Source organism: Streptomyces capitiformicae, assembly GCF_002214185.1.
In the GTDB taxonomy this organism is placed as follows: Bacteria; Actinomycetota; Actinomycetes; order Streptomycetales; family Streptomycetaceae; genus Streptomyces; species Streptomyces capitiformicae.
The window spans coordinates 3,451,210-3,466,619 of the sequence record NZ_CP022161.1 but is presented as its reverse complement, the minus strand read 5'-3'; the positions used below and the strand labels follow the sequence as shown (position 1 = coordinate 3,466,619).

At 69.7% G+C, this 15,410-nt stretch carries 17 protein-coding genes and 1 pseudogene; 7 read left to right on the top strand and 11 right to left on the bottom strand.

Features of this window, described 5'->3' with window-relative positions; all coding sequences use genetic code 11:
* Window positions 1-163: 163 nt before the first annotated feature.
* Both CES90_RS15380 and CES90_RS15375 read right to left on the bottom strand, forming a co-directional pair.
* On the bottom strand, window positions 164-379 hold the full coding sequence (locus CES90_RS15380; protein ID WP_189782902.1) for a hypothetical protein: 216 nt from the start codon (window positions 377-379) through the stop codon (window positions 164-166).
* A gap of 325 nt (window positions 380-704) precedes the next feature.
* Window positions 705-818, bottom strand: coding sequence for an ATP-binding protein (locus tag CES90_RS15375; protein ID WP_232791322.1), 114 nt, complete (start codon window positions 816-818; stop codon window positions 705-707).
* A 977-nt stretch (window positions 819-1,795) separates the two neighbouring features.
* Here CES90_RS15375 and CES90_RS49535 point away from each other — a divergent pair.
* A pseudogene (locus CES90_RS49535) lies at window positions 1,796-1,942 on the top strand (helix-turn-helix domain-containing protein); the annotation flags it as partial.
* Between the two features lie 15 nt (window positions 1,943-1,957).
* Here the strand turns inward: CES90_RS49535 and CES90_RS15365 are convergent.
* The 3 genes from CES90_RS15365 to CES90_RS15355 all read right to left on the bottom strand — a co-directional run bounded on the left by CES90_RS15365 (window position 1,958) and on the right by CES90_RS15355 (window position 4,395).
* Window positions 1,958-2,809 carry a hypothetical protein gene (locus tag CES90_RS15365; RefSeq protein WP_189785379.1) on the bottom strand — a complete coding sequence of 284 codons (852 nt, stop codon included), beginning with the start codon at window positions 2,807-2,809 and terminating at the stop codon, window positions 1,958-1,960.
* Window positions 2,806-3,015: a hypothetical protein gene (locus tag CES90_RS15360; RefSeq protein ID WP_229914093.1), complete on the bottom strand. Its 210-nt coding sequence runs from the start codon at window positions 3,013-3,015 to the stop codon at window positions 2,806-2,808. The genes CES90_RS15365 and CES90_RS15360 overlap by 4 nt, the downstream gene beginning before the upstream one ends.
* Window positions 3,016-3,174: 159 nt before the next feature.
* Window positions 3,175-4,395, bottom strand: coding sequence for a helix-turn-helix domain-containing protein (locus CES90_RS15355; protein WP_189785380.1), 1,221 nt, complete (start codon window positions 4,393-4,395; stop codon window positions 3,175-3,177).
* 325 nt (window positions 4,396-4,720) lie between these two features.
* On the opposite strand from CES90_RS15355, the gene CES90_RS15350 reads away from it, so the two are divergent.
* From CES90_RS15350 to CES90_RS15340, 3 genes are all read left to right on the top strand, one after another.
* Window positions 4,721-5,047: a GatB/YqeY domain-containing protein gene (locus tag CES90_RS15350; RefSeq protein WP_189785490.1), complete on the top strand. Its 327-nt coding sequence runs from the start codon at window positions 4,721-4,723 to the stop codon at window positions 5,045-5,047.
* A gap of 166 nt (window positions 5,048-5,213) precedes the next feature.
* A complete protein-coding gene (locus tag CES90_RS15345) occupies window positions 5,214-6,572 on the top strand; it encodes a serine hydrolase domain-containing protein (RefSeq protein WP_189785381.1) in 1,359 nt (452 codons plus the stop codon).
* Between the two features lie 61 nt (window positions 6,573-6,633).
* Window positions 6,634-7,227: a 3'-5' exonuclease gene (locus CES90_RS15340; RefSeq protein WP_189785382.1), complete on the top strand. Its 594-nt coding sequence runs from the start codon at window positions 6,634-6,636 to the stop codon at window positions 7,225-7,227.
* Between the two features lie 29 nt (window positions 7,228-7,256).
* Here CES90_RS15340 and CES90_RS15335 read toward each other — a convergent pair whose 3' ends face one another.
* The 3 genes from CES90_RS15335 to CES90_RS15325 all read right to left on the bottom strand — a co-directional run bounded on the left by CES90_RS15335 (window position 7,257) and on the right by CES90_RS15325 (window position 9,033).
* Window positions 7,257-7,961: a DUF2637 domain-containing protein gene (locus CES90_RS15335; RefSeq protein ID WP_189785383.1), complete on the bottom strand. Its 705-nt coding sequence runs from the start codon at window positions 7,959-7,961 to the stop codon at window positions 7,257-7,259.
* Window positions 7,962-8,205: 244 nt separating this feature from the next.
* Window positions 8,206-8,685 (bottom strand): carboxymuconolactone decarboxylase family protein, encoded by a 480-nt coding sequence (locus CES90_RS15330; protein WP_189785491.1) that lies wholly within the window; start codon window positions 8,683-8,685, stop codon window positions 8,206-8,208.
* 150 nt (window positions 8,686-8,835) lie between these two features.
* Complete coding sequence (locus tag CES90_RS15325; RefSeq protein ID WP_189785384.1) at window positions 8,836-9,033, bottom strand: hypothetical protein; 198 nt, start codon at window positions 9,031-9,033, stop codon at window positions 8,836-8,838.
* A gap of 245 nt (window positions 9,034-9,278) precedes the next feature.
* On the opposite strand from CES90_RS15325, the gene CES90_RS15320 reads away from it, so the two are divergent.
* Window positions 9,279-9,968: a TetR/AcrR family transcriptional regulator gene (locus CES90_RS15320; RefSeq protein ID WP_189785385.1), complete on the top strand. Its 690-nt coding sequence runs from the start codon at window positions 9,279-9,281 to the stop codon at window positions 9,966-9,968.
* An 11-nt stretch (window positions 9,969-9,979) separates the two neighbouring features.
* Here the strand turns inward: CES90_RS15320 and CES90_RS15315 are convergent, their stop codons facing one another.
* Window positions 9,980-10,180, bottom strand: coding sequence for a ferredoxin (locus CES90_RS15315; RefSeq protein ID WP_189785386.1), 201 nt, complete (start codon window positions 10,178-10,180; stop codon window positions 9,980-9,982).
* Window positions 10,181-10,271: 91 nt separating this feature from the next.
* The gene (locus tag CES90_RS15310) at window positions 10,272-11,498 is read right to left on the bottom strand and encodes a cytochrome P450 (protein ID WP_189785387.1); all 1,227 of its coding nucleotides are present in this window, start codon (window positions 11,496-11,498) and stop codon (window positions 10,272-10,274) included.
* A gap of 164 nt (window positions 11,499-11,662) precedes the next feature.
* Here CES90_RS15310 and CES90_RS15305 point away from each other — a divergent pair, with 164 nt between their 5' ends.
* Window positions 11,663-12,148: a MarR family winged helix-turn-helix transcriptional regulator gene (locus CES90_RS15305; protein ID WP_189785388.1), complete on the top strand. Its 486-nt coding sequence runs from the start codon at window positions 11,663-11,665 to the stop codon at window positions 12,146-12,148.
* A 70-nt stretch (window positions 12,149-12,218) separates the two neighbouring features.
* On the opposite strand, the gene CES90_RS15300 is transcribed toward CES90_RS15305, so the two are convergent.
* Window positions 12,219-13,223 (bottom strand): SCO2400 family protein, encoded by a 1,005-nt coding sequence (locus CES90_RS15300; RefSeq protein WP_189785389.1) that lies wholly within the window; start codon window positions 13,221-13,223, stop codon window positions 12,219-12,221.
* A 399-nt stretch (window positions 13,224-13,622) separates the two neighbouring features.
* Here CES90_RS15300 and CES90_RS15295 point away from each other — a divergent pair, with 399 nt between their 5' ends.
* A complete protein-coding gene (locus CES90_RS15295) occupies window positions 13,623-15,380 on the top strand; it encodes a lysyl oxidase family protein (RefSeq protein WP_189785390.1) in 1,758 nt (585 codons plus the stop codon).
* Window positions 15,381-15,410: the final 30 nt, after the last annotated feature.

Below are 15,410 nucleotides of genomic sequence, written 5' to 3'. Positions count from 1 at the left end.
CAGCGCGCCGCGCGCGGCCCGACGGCTCGGGCCGACGCTCCTGATCTACGCCCCGCTCCAGCCCGGCCGCCGGCCGCACGCCGAATGGCGAAGGGTTGATGCGAGACCCGACGTGGCTGGGGCGGTCCGCTCCACGGCTTCCTGAAGCCGCCGTCCCTGCGTCTTACGAGTAGAAGCCATTCCAGTACTCGTCGCGCGGCTGCGAGAACTCGTCCGGCCGTTCAACCCGAAGCACCTCATAGCGCTCCGTGAACATGATGAGCGCTTCCTGAAGAGAGCACCCCAGATGCTCTCGCAGGGCCCGGATCCCCGGCAGAATGCGGTTGGCAAGGATGTCATCGTCGGCAACGGTCACGACGTCTGGGGTGTTTTCGTCCATGCTGGCAAGATCGCACAAGCTCGGAGTCCGTGCCGCTGAGATTCGGGGCGTCCCCTCGACCTCCGCTGTACCGGAGCCGACCGGCCAGCCGAGCAGGCCTCAGCGATCGCCTCGCCGTATTTCGCATGGAGGAGTTGGACCGTGCCGCAGGCGTGCCAGATGAAGCGGAGACTCACGGGGAACGACGGTGGCTGACAGGGCTCAGTCACCGCGGCCACCGAAACCAGCATTACCCAGGTCAGGCTCCAACTCGCCTCACCGAGCGGGAGCCGGGCAGCCCTGCCCGGCTCCCGCTCCCTGTCGGCTGTCGCGCTCGCCGGGACGGTCAATCCGACAGAGGTTGCTCGGCCCAGATCGTCTTGCCGGCGGAGGTCTGGCGGCTGCCCCAGCGCTCGGCGACCTGGGCGACGAGCAGCAGTCCACGTCCACCCTTTTTCACAGCCGACGCAGCGGCGCGCGGTATGGGCCGCGCGCCCTCGGACCCGAGCGAGCCGAGGGCCTGATCCGCAACTGCCTCAGCGCATCCTGCCGCCTGGTCTCGACCCCAGAATGCGGTGGGGATGTGTGACGACGAACGTCGCTGCCCTCGCCGAGCCGTCGGCACAACCGAAGGTGCTGCCGGACCCCGAGGGGTCCGGCGGTCGGTCCCTCCGGCCGGGTCACTGCCCGTCGGCGGCGACGTCCCAGTGCTCGATGATCTTTCCGTCGACCACGCGGAAGAGGTCCGCGACGACGTAGTCGGAGCCGCACATCGTCCGCGGCTACTTCGGCGGACCCCACGTCCGCTACATCCTCGAATAGAACCCTTTGAGTTTCGGATCAATAGAACCTCATCCCCGCTCGCGCTCTGATCCAAGTGTTATACCCTCACGGGCTGGCTGATGCGTCCGGTTTACGCATCTTGCGCCAGGCCAAAGGTCGGCGGAGGGGGTTTGGCCGGTGGCCTGCCCGGTCTGGGGTCGAGCATGATCAGGGGGCCGTACGCTGGCTGGCAACTCGGGCAGGCTTTGGGCCTGACCGCAATGTGCACGAGTGGCCCCCTGGTCTTGCTCGACGCGGGACCCGGACCGGGGAGGTGGCTTAAAGCCGTGGAGCCGACCGCCCCAGCCACGACGCACCCCTTCCCTGACGGTAAGTGGCTGATTGCTGTGCGCGCGGCACGGACCCCGGCCGGGCTGGAGCGGGGCGGAGACAGGAGCGCAGGCCCGGCCGGGGCCGGGCCGCGCGCGGCGAGCGGATGCGAGCCGTCTTGAACCCGTGAAGAAGGTTGTTACTCAGCAGGGGCTGTGATCCTGTCCGGTCCCGGTAGATGCTTGACACTTCGGTCCCAGCTGATGGTTGACAGTGGCCGTGATCGGCTTTTCTGTGCGCGTCGTTGCGGCGTGTGTGGGGAGGCCGGGATTGGCGCTGGTGGAGTTGTCGGTTGTTGAGCAGAGATACCGGGCTGTGCTTGCGGTGCTGGCGGGTGCGACGGTGACGGAGGTCGCCGCTCAGCTGGGTGTGTCCCGGCAGACGGTCAGCGAGTGGAAGTCACGGTATGAGGCTTCGGGTCTGGCGGGGCTGCCAGGACCGTCTGTCCTACGGCTCCACCTGTGATGCCCCAGCACGTCGCCGCTGCGGCAGGGAGACGAGGGAGAGAGCGGCCGAGCCACACGAACCGCTCGCCAGCCGCCACCGGCTGATGGCGAGGAGCTGCGACATGGCCTCCTGGGAGACGAATTCGCCTGCCTTCTCCACGGGCGCGCACCAGTAGGCGCGTCCGGCCCCACGGGTCTTCAGCCGCACCGAAGGAACACCGAGGAAACTGCCGTCTCCGAGGAACTTCGCCTGTTCGTAAGGGTTGTCGACCCACTCGTTGCGTCTGCCGACGCTGTGCTGCACCAAGACGAAGTACAGGTTTCTGGCCGTGTCGACGAAGACCCCGCCGCCCGGTAGCACCTCGCGGAGGAAGGCGTCGATCTTGTAGGCGTCGTGCGTTCCGGCCGCCGCGTGGATGAGATCGTGCGACATGCGGATGGCGGCGATGATCGTCCCGCATCGCATGAGCGCCAGGCCGGACTCACGCCAGTCGACGCGGGCGCGGTCGCTGTTCTCGGCCGCCGACAGCAGCCACCGTTCGACAGAGAGGTCGCGATCGCCGTCAGGGGTGATCGCGGACTCGGGCGCATCCGGCTCGTGTTCGGATTCGGGTAGCGGTTGGTCTGCGACTTGGAGGTCGGCAGGCCGGTTGCTCGCCAACGGCGTGCGGAGGGTTCTTCGGTACGCCCGCCACAGCCCGGTCGCCTTCTCGCACCGGGCCCGCCCATACCCGCAGTCCGCGCACGTCGTCAGGTGGGTGATGAAGACCCTGTACTCGGTCTCGCCGGGGAGGTGGTCGGGGAGTGCGAACGTCTGCGGTTTGCGAGGCGCAGGCCGGTTCCGGGCGTTCACGCCTTCCTCCGCTTCCGGCGCGGCCGGTGGTGGGCGCGGATGGCGACGTTGCAGTCCGACACCTGCGACCAGTCGCCCGCTGCCCTGGCCCGGGCGCGCTCCTCGACCAGCCCGGCGCACCGCTCGCAGTCGGTCGGCGGCACCGGCTGCTCAGCCGGAAGCCCGAGGACGGGCGGTGGGTCCATCGTGGTCTTCGCATTGGTCATGGGGCGTCCCTCGTTACGGTGCGAAGCGGTGCCGAACCGGAGCCCTGGCGAGGGTGGTTCGGTCGGCACCGCCGTTCAGTGGACGCACCGTAGAACCGGGCGCAGCGGTGTGACAGGGACGCTGTGCACCACTTTGGTACACGAGTGGGACGCTGTGTCCTACCCGTCCAGGTGGAGCCGGTCGGCGAGTTCGATCACGGGAGAGGTGCGCCGACGCTCCCGCCCGCGCAACTCGGCGACGATGCGGCGCGCGGTGCCGTGGTAGCGCATCCACTCGGGGGCGTCCCGCTCAGCCGTCAATAGCGCGCCGGTGGCCTGCTCGTCACGTTCGAGGTCGGCGTACGCCAACGCGCGGTCGACGTGGAAGCGGGCCCGCCACGTCGGCGGGAGTGACTGCACGTCCGGCACCGTACGGGCCGTTGTGATTGCTTCCTGGCTCCTCTCCATCTCCACCAAGAAGTTGACCTTGGCCACGCCCGTGTTGGTGGGGCCGAACGGCGTCGCATAGTCGAGCCGGTCTCTGCCGATACTGGCTGCGGCGCCCGTCGCCATGCGCATCAATTCGTCCACGCGGTCGTACTTCCGCTCGCCCTGCCGCACGGTGGCAGTGGCCGCACGCAGCAGGAGGATGCCCCATAGGGACAGTTCGAGCGGCGGGGAACGGAATCCGGGCTCCATGTGGTCGGCGTAGCGCAAGGCGACCTGTTCGGCGTCCTCCAGCCTCCCCTGCTTGGTGAAGATCCAGGCCAGAGTGGATGCTCCGATGGCTTCCAGGTGGGGGTCGTCCGAGCGGCGGGCCGCGTCGGTCGCGCGTTCCATCGCGGTGAACGCGGCGTCTTCCTTGCCCAGAGCGGTGAGCGTGGTCGCGGCGACCTGGTACGCCTCGGCCAGCACAGCGAAGGCGGTCGCCTGCGAGGGGCCGTTGTAGGCGCGCGAGGCTGCGCGGGCGTCACGGATGAGCTGAGGCAAGAGGGCCCCGATCTCGCCCATGCGGCCCTCGCGGCGGATGCGTTCCGTTGAGTGGAGGGATGCCCGCAGTGCACCCATAGTGGGAGGGTCCTCGGGGTCGGGGTCCTCACCGAGGAGGTCACTGACCGGGGAGACGGCCTGCCGCAGGGCAAGGACCGATGGGTCGACACCATCGGTGTGAGCCTCGAAGGTGGTGAACTGGCCTATGAGGGCTGACGTCTCGACATCGAGCGCGCGGGCCAGCTGGTTGAGCGTGGACAGCCGGGCCGTGAGCCGCCGGTTCTGCTCCAGTTTCCGCACGGTGTCCACAGACACGCCGGCGCGTTCGGCCAGTTGCTCTTGAGTAAGTTCGCGTCTGGTTCGAAGCCGGCCGATCCGGTCGCCGATGCTCGTCTCGTCCTCGTACCGCATGTGCACCCCTGCCAGGTGGATGTCAGTTCCACGGTACGCCCGCGGCCCCCTGGCGACAGTCGCTCTGTCGTGCCACTGACCGGTGCCGTCCCGGGCGGCAACGGCACTCCGACCATGCTCCGGCTTCTGCGGGTGAGTGGGAACTGCGCGACAAGCCCGACGCGACCCGCACGTACTCACTCACCGCAGGAGGACGAACCGGGGCAGGTCCGAAGCCCCGTTTCCAGCGGGGACTCAGGTCAATCCCGTTGTCGGTGGGGGCACTTGGCCATAGGGTCCCTGCATGTCCCTCCGTCTCCGTATGCGTCAAGCCCTGCCCGACGCGATACGTGCCCGCGACAAGGCCGCGGTCAGTGCCCTGCGTTCGGCCCTCGCCGCCCTGGACAACGCCGAGGCCGTGCCCGTGGGCGAGGCCGAGCTGCGCGGTGTGGCTCTGGAGGACTCCCCGGTCGGCGCCGGTACGACGGAGGCGGCGCGGCGCGAGCTGACCGAGGGCGCGGTGGTGGACATCGTGCGGGCCGAGGCGGGCGAACGCCTCGAAGCCGCCGCCCGGTTGACGGCTCCGGCGCACGCGGACCGAGCCGCGCGACTCCACGCGGAGGCCGCCGTACTGCTCCGCTTCCTCGACGGCCACGGCACCCCGTCCCCGTAGGACGACAGCGCGGCCGCCATGACAGATGTCATGGGATGGCCATGAACATGCTCGTCCACGCGAACGATGTAGGGCGCACCGTTCCCTCACGACAATCACCTGACAAGGCCTACGAGTTGGGCGATGACAAGGCCTGCGATCCGGGCCGTCAGGAAGGGAACAAGCCGTGCGCATGAAGCGCCTCGTCGGGACAGCCCTCGGTACGACACTCCTGCTGATCACCGCGGCACCGACGGCGGTGTCCGCCGCCCCCGGAGCCAAGGCCCCGGCTTCCACCCCCTTGGACCGCCCCGCCCTGCGCACCACCCTCGACGCCGTCCACCAGGCCGGCATGTACGGCGTCTACTCGTCCGTCCGTGACGAGGGCGCCCGCTGGACCGGCGCCTCCGGTCTCGCCGACGTCGACACGGGTCGCAAGGTGACTCCGAACATGCGTCAGCGCGTCGGCAGCATCAGCAAGACGTTCACGGCGGTGGCGATACTCCAGCAGGTCGAGCGCGGCCGGATCAGCCTTGACGCCCCGGTGACCGAGTACGTCCCGGACCTGTTCCCCGGCGCCGACCGGGAGCGCGGCGACGCCATCACCGTACGCATGCTCCTCAACCACACCAGCCACATCGCCGACTACGTCCTCCCCGCCTTCCCCTCCCTCAACCAGGACTCCACGTCCAGCCTCGACGAACACCGCTTCCGTTCGATCAGCCCCGAGGAACTCGTACGGCTGGGCCTCGCGGCCCCCGCCACCGGCAGCCCCGGCGCGCAGCCCGGCGCGTACTCGAACACCAACTACGTGATCGCCGGCCTCATCCTGGAGAAGGTCACCGGCCGGAAGGCGTCGACGTACATCACCCGCAACGTCATCGACCGTGCCGGCCTGCGCGACACCACATACCCGCGCACCCCGTACATCAAGGGCCCGCACCCCAGGATGTACGAGTCCTTCTACGGCCTGATCGACCCGCCCCGTGACTACAGCGTCTACGACATGTCCTGGGCCTCCACCGCCGGTGCGATCGTCTCCACGACGAACGACCTGAACCGCTTCTACCGCAAGCTGCTCGCCGGCGACCTGGTCGGCGAGGCCTCCCTGGCCGAGATGCGGCGGACGGTTCCGCTCGCCCTCGGTCCGGGCGCGACCCTCGACTACGGCCTCGGCATCTTCGCCCTCGACCTGCCCGGCTGCGGCCGGTTCTGGGGCCACGACGGGGCGGTGTTCGGCGCGGGCACGTTCAGTTTCACCAGCGCGGACGGCGACCGCCAGCTCAGCATGGGCTGGAACCTCATGAAGTACCAGCGCCTCAACGAGGACGGCACGGCCCTGGAACCGAGCCCCATCGACGCCGCCCTCAACGCCCACATCGTCGAGGCACTGTGCCCGACGGCGGACGACATGGAGCCGTCGGAGCCCTCCAAGTCCCTTACGGCGAAGGGGGACCCCGGGTCGCGGACGGCCGTCGAACGGATCCTCCCCGACGGCCTGCGCGGCGTGGACCTGTCCACCGGAAGCGGGAAGCCCCTGAACTGACGGCGGCGGCGGGTGGGTAGGACGCTCCTGTACCGGTGCCGCGCCACAGGGAGAGTGCCGTTTGTCCACCTTCGTTGTCTTCGACCTGGAGTTCACGACGTGGCCGGGGGCGTATGAGCAGGACTGGTCGGCCCCCGGCCAACTCCGCGAGATCGTGCAGATCGGCGCCCTGCGCCTGACCGGGGACCACACCGTCGTCGAGGAGTACGACACGCTGGTCCGACCGGTGGTGAACCCCCGGCTGTCCCCCGCCTTCACGGAACTGACCGGCATCGACCAGCGGTCGGTGGACCGGTACGGGCTCCCGCCGGCCCACGCCCTGAGCGACTTCCTCGCCTTCTGCCAGGGCCGGTCGGTCCTCTCCTACGGCAACGACATGGTCGTCCTCGGCGAGAACATCGGCTGGGCCCGCGCCCGCGGCGAGGAGATCAAACACAGCCCCCTCACCCCCGGCTTCCACAACATCCGCCCCTGGCTGAACACCGTCGCCCCCACCACGGCCACCATCAACTCGGGCCGCCTCTGGCAGGCCCTGGGCCTGCCCGTCCCCGCCCCCGGCAACGAACACTCGGCCCTCTTCGACTGCCACTCCATCGCCGCCGCCCTGAAACACCTCGCGGGCATGGGGGTGACCTTGCCGGAGGGCATGTCGTAGCGGGTACGCGCGGCTGTGGCTTCCTCTGGCTACGGCCTTCTCTGCTTGGGGACGGTCAGGGTGTCGGCGGCGTGGCGCGGGCCGTGTTTGGCGGAGAACTGGCCGACGAGTTCGCGGAAGCAGACCAGGGCGGTGATCGGGGGAATTCCGACGATCACCATCGCGAGAAGAGAATGCGGCGACTGGCCGATGCACAGCGCCGCCGCCGTGCCGGAGGAGATCAGCATCACCGCCCAGGAGCGGCGGGCCGTGCGGTGTTGTACGGATGCGCGCAGGATGGACAGACCCGCCAGAAGCCACGGCCCGTACACCGTCAGCGGCCACCATTGCGCCAGGTCCGCCGTCACCACCAGCAGAGCGATGGCACGCAGTTGCTCATATGAATAGGAAATCGACCAGGTCAGCATCGTCACCGCACACGCGGCGATCATCACGATCAGAATCGCCACCGGAATGATCCTCGGATTTCCGGCGAGGAGATGAACTCCCGGCCGGGGGCGCCGCCGGTGGAGCGGGCGGCGGGGATGGCCGCAGTCGTCCAGCGGGGGTGGGTCGGGATCCACGCCGGGCGCCGCCGTATGCAGCATCTGGACCAGTTCTTCATCCGGATCCCAGCCGCCCGACGGGATCGTCGGATCGGTGACGCGCCAGAGGTTCTGTGTGTCGAGTGGGTCAGGGCAGTCAGGGTATGGGCTTACCGTGTCATAGTTTTTTCTCGCCTGAATCCTGTCCATCCTCTGTCCTTCGCGCTCCGCTTCGGTCTCTGTGCTTCCTTCCGAGTCGCGATCGTCTAACGAGCGCCGAACGGCGCAAGGAATCGGGCATTTGGGGGAGCGCGCGCGGAGTAGTGGTGATTATTCCAAGTATCGGATTACAGTGCATGGTTGATGAAATTACTGGCCCGGGAGCCGAAGGGTTCCCGGGCCGTCCGCTGTGCGTGTGTGTTTGTTTGTGCTTGTCCGCGCCGGCCTGTGCTCGTCAGCCGAACTGGCCCGGCTGGTAGTCGCCGGCGGGGTTCTGGACCATGACGTTCATACGGTTGAAGGCGTTGATGACGGCGATCAGGGAGACCATGGCGCAGAGCTGGTCCTCGTCGTAGTGCTTGGCGGCGTTCTCCCAGACCTCGTCCGAGACTCCGCCGGCCGCGTCGGCGATACGGGTGCCCTGCTCGGTCAGTTCGAGCGCGGCGCGCTCGGCCTCGGTGAAGACCGTGGCCTCGCGCCAGGCCGCGACCATGTGCAGGCGGGTCGAGGTCTCACCGGCGGCGGCCGCCTCCTTGGTGTGCATGTCGAGGCAGAAACCGCACCCGTTGATCTGGCTGGCACGGATTTTGATCAGTTCCTGCGTCGACAGGGGCAGCGTCGAGTCGGTCACGACCTTGCCCGCCGCGATGAAGTGCTTCAGCAGCTTGCCCGCGGTCGGGTTGGCGAAGAAGTTCAGGCGGGCTTCGGTGGTCATGGCGGTCATGATGTGCTCCTCTGCCGTGGTCGATGGCTACACACCTATGACGGAACGACTCGGCGCGATGTGACAGACCTGGGCGGGACTTGGGTGTGAGCTGGGTCTCACGCCCTGCCCGTCCGGGGAACGGCTCGACGGCCCAAGGGGTCAGTCGCCCAGGCTGCTCTCCTGGCCGCCATCCTGGCGGCGGTCGTTGCGGTTCCTCCGGCGTACCAGTTCACCGGCGCCCAGGGTGGCGGCGGAGACGGCGCGTACCCAGCGGGGGCCGCCCCGGGAGGCCCAGACGACGCAGACGCAGCCGCCGAGGACGAGTACGAGGACGCCGGACAGTATGAGCACGGTCATGCTCATCCCCCTTCTTGGAGCTCTGAGGAGATCGGGTGCCCACTGTGCCATCAGGTTGGCGTCAGGCGTGCAGACTCAGGCCAGGGGCGAGGTGCACGCGGACGCCCACCACGACCTCACCCGAGCCCTCACAGCCGCTTAGGGATCACCCAAAGTGGGGAGTGCTCCCCGTTTAATGGTCCGACGATAGCATCGGGGGGTGTGGGTGCTGGGGAACACTCCCCGGTTGTGGTCGGAGGACGAGGATGACCGTCGGCGCAGAACGGGCGACGCCGCCGCGGCGGCGCGACGCGCAGCGGAACCGGGAGCTGCTGGTGGCGGCGGCCCACGAGGTGTTCACCGAGCAGGGCCTCGACGCGCCGCTGGACGTGATCGCCCGCCGGGCCGGGGTCGGGAACGCGACGCTCTACCGGCACTTCCCCACCCGCGCCGCCCTCATCGACGCCGTCTTCCACGACCAGCTCACCGACACCATGGCCGCCGGGGAACGGCTCCGGAACGCCCCGGACGCCTGGTCCGGGCTGACCGAGTACCTCCGGGCCGTCTTCGGCACGCTGGCCGCCGACCGCGGCACCAACGACCTCATGACCACCCATGTGCAGGGCGTCGGCGCCCTCGATGCCGTGCACGCGCACAACCGCCGGACGCTGGAGCTCCTGCTGGCGCGCGGCCGCGACGAGGGCACCGTCCGCCCCGATGTCACCACCGAGGACGTCCTGTTCGCCCTCGCCGCCCTCGGCCGCGCCGTCCCGGCCCTGACCGCCGCGACCGCCCCCGACGCCTGGCAGCGCCCCCTCGCCCTGCTCCTGGACGGCCTCCGTGCCACCACCTCGCCCGAACCCTCACCCCTCCCCGGCCCCGCCCTCACCGCCACCCAACTGGGCGACGTGCTACGGGAGTTGGGTCCACATCGCGCACCCAAGGGGCGGGGCTGAGGGCCCGTGTCTCAGGCGTCCTCGTCGAGGGCGATCGCGGCGGCCGGGCAGACCGCCGCCGCCTCCCGGACGGCGGGGTGCCGGTCGAGGGCGGGTTCGGGTTCGAGGAGTACGACGATGCCGTCCTCGTCGCTCTGGTCGAAGACCTCGGGGGCGATCAGCACGCACTGACCGGCGCCGCAGCACTTCGCCTCGTCCACGCGGACCTTCATGACGGCTCCCTTCCTTCCTGCCTGCCTGCCTTCCTGCCTGCCTTCCTGCCTTCCTTCCTTCCTTCCTTCCTTCCTTCCTGCTCCTCGGTTGTCACCAGCGCACCGGGACCTCGCGCAGACCGCCGACGAGGAGTCCTTCCACCTTCTTCAACTCCTCGGCGGGTACGGCGAGTTCGAGCGTCGGCAGCTTGCGCAGCAGAACCTCCAGGACGACCTGGAGCTCGGTGCGGGCGAGAGCCTGGCCGAGGCAGGAGTGCGAGCCGGCGCCGAAGGTGAGGTGGGGATTCGGGCTGCGGGTGAGGTCCATCTTGTCGGCGCCGTCGAAAACCCGCTCGTCGCGGTTGGCGGCGGACATGCCGCAGAAGACGGTGGTGCCGCTCGGCAGCGCCTCCCCGTCGAGGTCGATGTCCTCGCTCAGATAGCGCCGGATGCCGAAGCCGCCGAGGTTGGCGTCGAAGCGCAGTACCTCCTCGACCGCCGTACGGATCAACGACGGGTCGGCGAGCAGCTGCTCCCAGCGGCTGCGGTCGGCCAGCAGCAGCGCGGCCATCTTGCCGATCATGTTGGCGGTGGTCTCGTGGCCGGCGACCAGCAACCCCATGCCGGTGGCCAGCAGTTCGGCGTCGGTCAGCCGCTCCTCCTCCGGCAGCGCCGTGCCCTCCACGATCAGCGTGCTCAGCAGGTCCTCGCCCGGCTCGGCCCGCTTGGTCGCGATCAGCTCGGTCATGTACCGGGAGAAGTCGATGAACGCCGCTTTCGTCTCCTCCTTCGAGAAGCGGCTGACGTTGAGGAACGCGTCGGACCAGTGCGAGAAGCGGTCGCGGTCCTCGGCGGGGGCGCCGAGCAGGGCGCAGATGACGTAGACGGGGAGCGGGAAGCCCAGGGCGGCCTTGAGGTCGCCGGGCCGGCCGCGCTCGATCATGTCGTCGAGGAGGGCCTCGGCGGTCTTCGTCATGCCGGGGCGCAGGGCGGCCATGCGCTTGGCGGTGAAGTACCGGCCGACCTGGCGCCGCCAGCGCAGATGGGGCTCGCCGTTCTCCGGTATGGCCAGCTCGTACTCGGGGCTCGCGTCGGCCGCGACGCCGCCCGCTCCGTCGGCGGAGATCCGCGCGGCGTCGTCCCCGGCCCTGGGGCGGGAGAACCGGGGGTCGGACAGCAGGGCGCGGACGTGGTCGTAGCGGCTCACGAACTTCGCCCGGTCGCCGCTCGGGAGCTCGACCGTGGCCACCGGGCACCGCTCGCGCAGCCGCTCCCATTCGGCGGGCGGATCCAGGGGGCCGGGGGTGGGTATCGGCAGGCGGACGACGGACTCGCTCATCTCGGCATCTCCTTGTGGGGAGTGGGCGGAGTGGAGATGGACATGCACGCTACTCACCTGGTGCATCGTGCATCAATAGTGCATCATGCACTCTCCATGCATGGCGCAATTTCGACGTAGGGTGAGGATGTTGGTGATGCTCAGGACGTCAGGAGGAGACCGGCGTGGATGCCCGAGACGCGGGGGAGCGCATCGAGCGGGAGTTGCTGATCCTGACGCGCAACCGTGATACGTCGACGCCCCGCGGCGTCCGCGGCGGCGGCACCCTGGACCGCAGCGCCTATGTGCTGCTCAGCAGGCTGGAGGCCCAGGGGCCCATGTCCATCCCGGAGTTCGTGGAGGCGTTCGGCTTCGCCGCGTCCACGTTCACCCGGCAGACCTCGGCCCTGCTGCGCGACGGCCTGGTGGAGCGCACCCTCGACCCCGAGGGGGGCGTCGCCCGCAAGTTCCGTATCACCGAGAAGGGGTTGGCGCGCCTCGCCGAGCAGCGCGAGGTGTTCGTCGCCGGCGTCACCGATGTCATCGCCGACTGGCCCGCCGAGCGCCGCCGCCGCTTCATCGCCGACCTGCGCCGCTTCAACACCGACATCGAACGCATCAGCGGACGTTCTTGGCCACGACCGGAGGCGGAGCCGGTGGAGGGGCGGTAGCGGGCGGTAGCGGGTGATCGGTGGGGCGGGGGTGCGGGCGCCCGGAGACCGGGCGCCCGCAGACCGGGCCTCAGCTCACGCAGAGGACGCCGCCGAGCAGGCACAGGCCCGACGGTGACGTCGCGTCCGAACCGCTGTCGCCGCCGCTCGTGTCGTCCGAGGAACCGGTGCCCGTGCCCGTACCCGTGTCGCCGCTTGAGCCGGAGTCGGAACCGGTGCTCGTGTCGCTGCCCGTCGAGGTGTCCGTTCCCGATCCCGAGCCGGTCGAGTCGTCGGTGGCGGGCGGCGTGGTCGTCCGGCCCGACGGGATGTCGGTGGTGCCGTCGGCCGAGTCGCCGGTCGAGGACGAGGCGCGCTGAGCCTGCTGCCGGTCCGACGGCGGCGACGAGGGCGTACGCGGGGAAGTCCCCGTGCCCTTGGAGATCTGGTCGGCGGACTGCTCGTACGAGTTGTTGGTCGAGGGCGACTGGGACCTGGGCATGTCCGTGGTGCGCCGGGCGTCGTCCGGCTGGGTGTCCGGCGTACGGCCGCTCTGCGAGCCCTGTTCCTCCACGGCGCCCAGGCCCTCGGCGTCCGGTGCCGTGGCCGCCTGGGTGCGGTCGGTGGACTGGCGGTCCATGCCCATGACGGTCAGACCGCCGCCGACCAGCGCCACGGCGGTCGCGACCACGGCCCGGCGCTGGTTCTTCTTCCAGCGGGCCATCTGCCGGCGCCGCGCCGCCCGGCCCTGCGGCGCGGGCAGGGCACCCTGGATCTCCTCGACCCCTTCGGCGTCGGCCCCGGACGACGCCTCGATGCGCGCGACCTCGGTCGACGGCGTCGACGCGGAGGCCTGCGGAGCCTCGTCCCAGGTGTCGCCCGGCGCCGCGTACTCCCACGTCGCCGCCGGCACCGTCGGAACCATCATCGAGCCGGGCAGGGCGTCGGACAGCATGTCGTCCGCCCGGTGGGCCGGATGGCCCGGGGCAGCGTGGCCGTTGATCGTGGCCGGGGCTATGTCGGGGGCGTAGTCGCCGCAACCGGGGCACACGAGGGCGCCGTTGAGATGTCGGCGACATGAGGAGCAGTAGTCCATCGAGGTCTTCCTGTGTGGGCATGCCGTCGACCCGGCGGGCCGCGGCCCGGTCACGGCACGCTCGCACGTGAGATCGAGCGGATCGAGTAGATCGAACGGATCGAGCGATCAACAACGCTAACGAGCCATTCTCAGAGCTGTGTGCAGTCTGTGTGATGCTCCTGCGTGGATCCTCCGGGGACTTCGGGCGGTTCGGCGGGTGTGTGTTTGACGCGTGCGGGCGGCGCGTTTCGTCGATTTCCGTCTCAACGGGCAACCCAGGCAACCCAAACACCCGTTTCACCGCTCTCACAGGTTGCTCACAGACCGTCCGGCTCCGGGGCGTGGGGAAGACGCGGGGGCGCGTCCGTACCGTCGGCCGGTTCTTTCCGTGGGCTGTCCAGTCCGATGCCACTGACCATGGCACTCGCAGACGAGGAACCGATGACCAGCCAGTTGACCAGCACGTCGACCAGCCAGACCGCCGGCGAGACCGCCGACGCGGCGGACAGCCGCCGTACGCGCCTGAAGCGCCCGGGGCTCATCGCCCTGGCCTCGCTCACCGTCGTCGCCGCCGTGGCCGGGGCCGCTCCCGGCGCGGGGGCCGCCCCGGCGGCGACACCCGGCAAGCCGCAGCTCAAGCTGATAGCCGCGTCCAACTCCGTGACGCTCGACCGCTACAAGGGGGAGGGCGTCTACCTCCAGTTGGGGACGTACCTCTCGGTCGACAACGCGCCCCTGGAGTTCGAGGCGAAGCGGAAGTCGTACAAGGACCCGATCGTCGTCAAGCAGATCCTCCGTGACGGCAAGAAGACGAAGACGAAGACCCTGCCCGCGGGGCTGGTGAAGAACTTCTCCGGGCTGTCCGGATTCCTGGAGATCTCCATCAAGAACGGGGCCGGCGAGGAGGTCCTGAAGCAGGGGGGGACCTTCTGCCCGAACAACGCCTCCGCCCGGATCCGCCCGGACGCCCCGGCGACCTCCCACTACCCGCAGAGCTGCTCCACCAACCCGTGGACGCTGGGCTCGGTGTGGGGCGTGGAGAAGGGCTGGGCGTCCAACACCACCCAGTTCGACTACGACGAGTCGGTGGACCTGCCGGCCGGCGAGTACACGGCCCAGGTCGGGGTGGCAAAGAAGTACCGCGACCTGTTCGGCATCCCCGACGACCGGCCGACCATCAAGGTGACGGTACGGGAGCAGTCGGGGGAGGGCGGCGTGGGCCTGAGCGCCGCCAAGTCCTCCGCCCACCACGGCGGTCACGGCGGTCATGCCGCGCAGTCCGCCCCGGCCGCCAACCACCACTACGGCCCGCGCGGCGCCGACGCCCCCGTCCCGCCCGCCCTGCCCCAGGCCCTCGTGGACCGGGGCACGGCGAACCACCTCGGCGACGGCCCCGGTCACACCGACGGCTCGCGCATCGCGCCCGCGCTGAAGCCGGCAGCCAAGCGGCCCACCGGCAAGGCGGGCGCCCCGGCGGGCGTGCCCAAGCCGGACCTGCGGTCGCTGCCCGCCTGGGGCATCGCCATCACCGACGGCGAGGACGGCGACGCACCTGGCAGGGACTACCTCGCCTTCAGCGCGAACGTCTGGAACGCGGGCCCCGCGCCCCTCGTCGTGGACGGCTTCCGCAAGCCCGGCGCCGACCTGATGGACGCGTACCAGTACTTCTACGACGCCAAGGGCAAGCAGGTCGGCTACGCCCCCACCGGCACCATGGAGTGGGACGCGCGGAACGGCCACGAGCACTGGCACTTCACGGACTTCGCCAGCTACCGCCTGCTGAGCGAGGACCAGACGAAGGAGGTGCGCTCCGGCAAGGAGGCATTCTGCCTGGCCAACACCGACGCCATCGACTACACGGTGAAGAACGCCAACTGGCACCCGGAGAACACCGACCTGTCCAGCGCCTGCGGTTATCAGGACTCCATCTCCGTACGTGAGGTCCTCGACGTCGGCTCCGGCGACACGTACAACCAGTACCGTCCCGGCCAGTCCTTCGACATCACCGACCTGCCGAACGGCACGTACTACATCAAGGTCATCGCCAACCCCGAGAACCGTCTCCAGGAGACCAACCACAAGAACAACATCGCCCTCCGCAAGGTCGTCCTGGGCGGCACGCCCGGCGCCCGCACGGTCCAGGTCCCGCCGCACGACCTGATCGACGCGCCGTGACCCGTAGCCCGTAGCCCGTAACCCGTAACC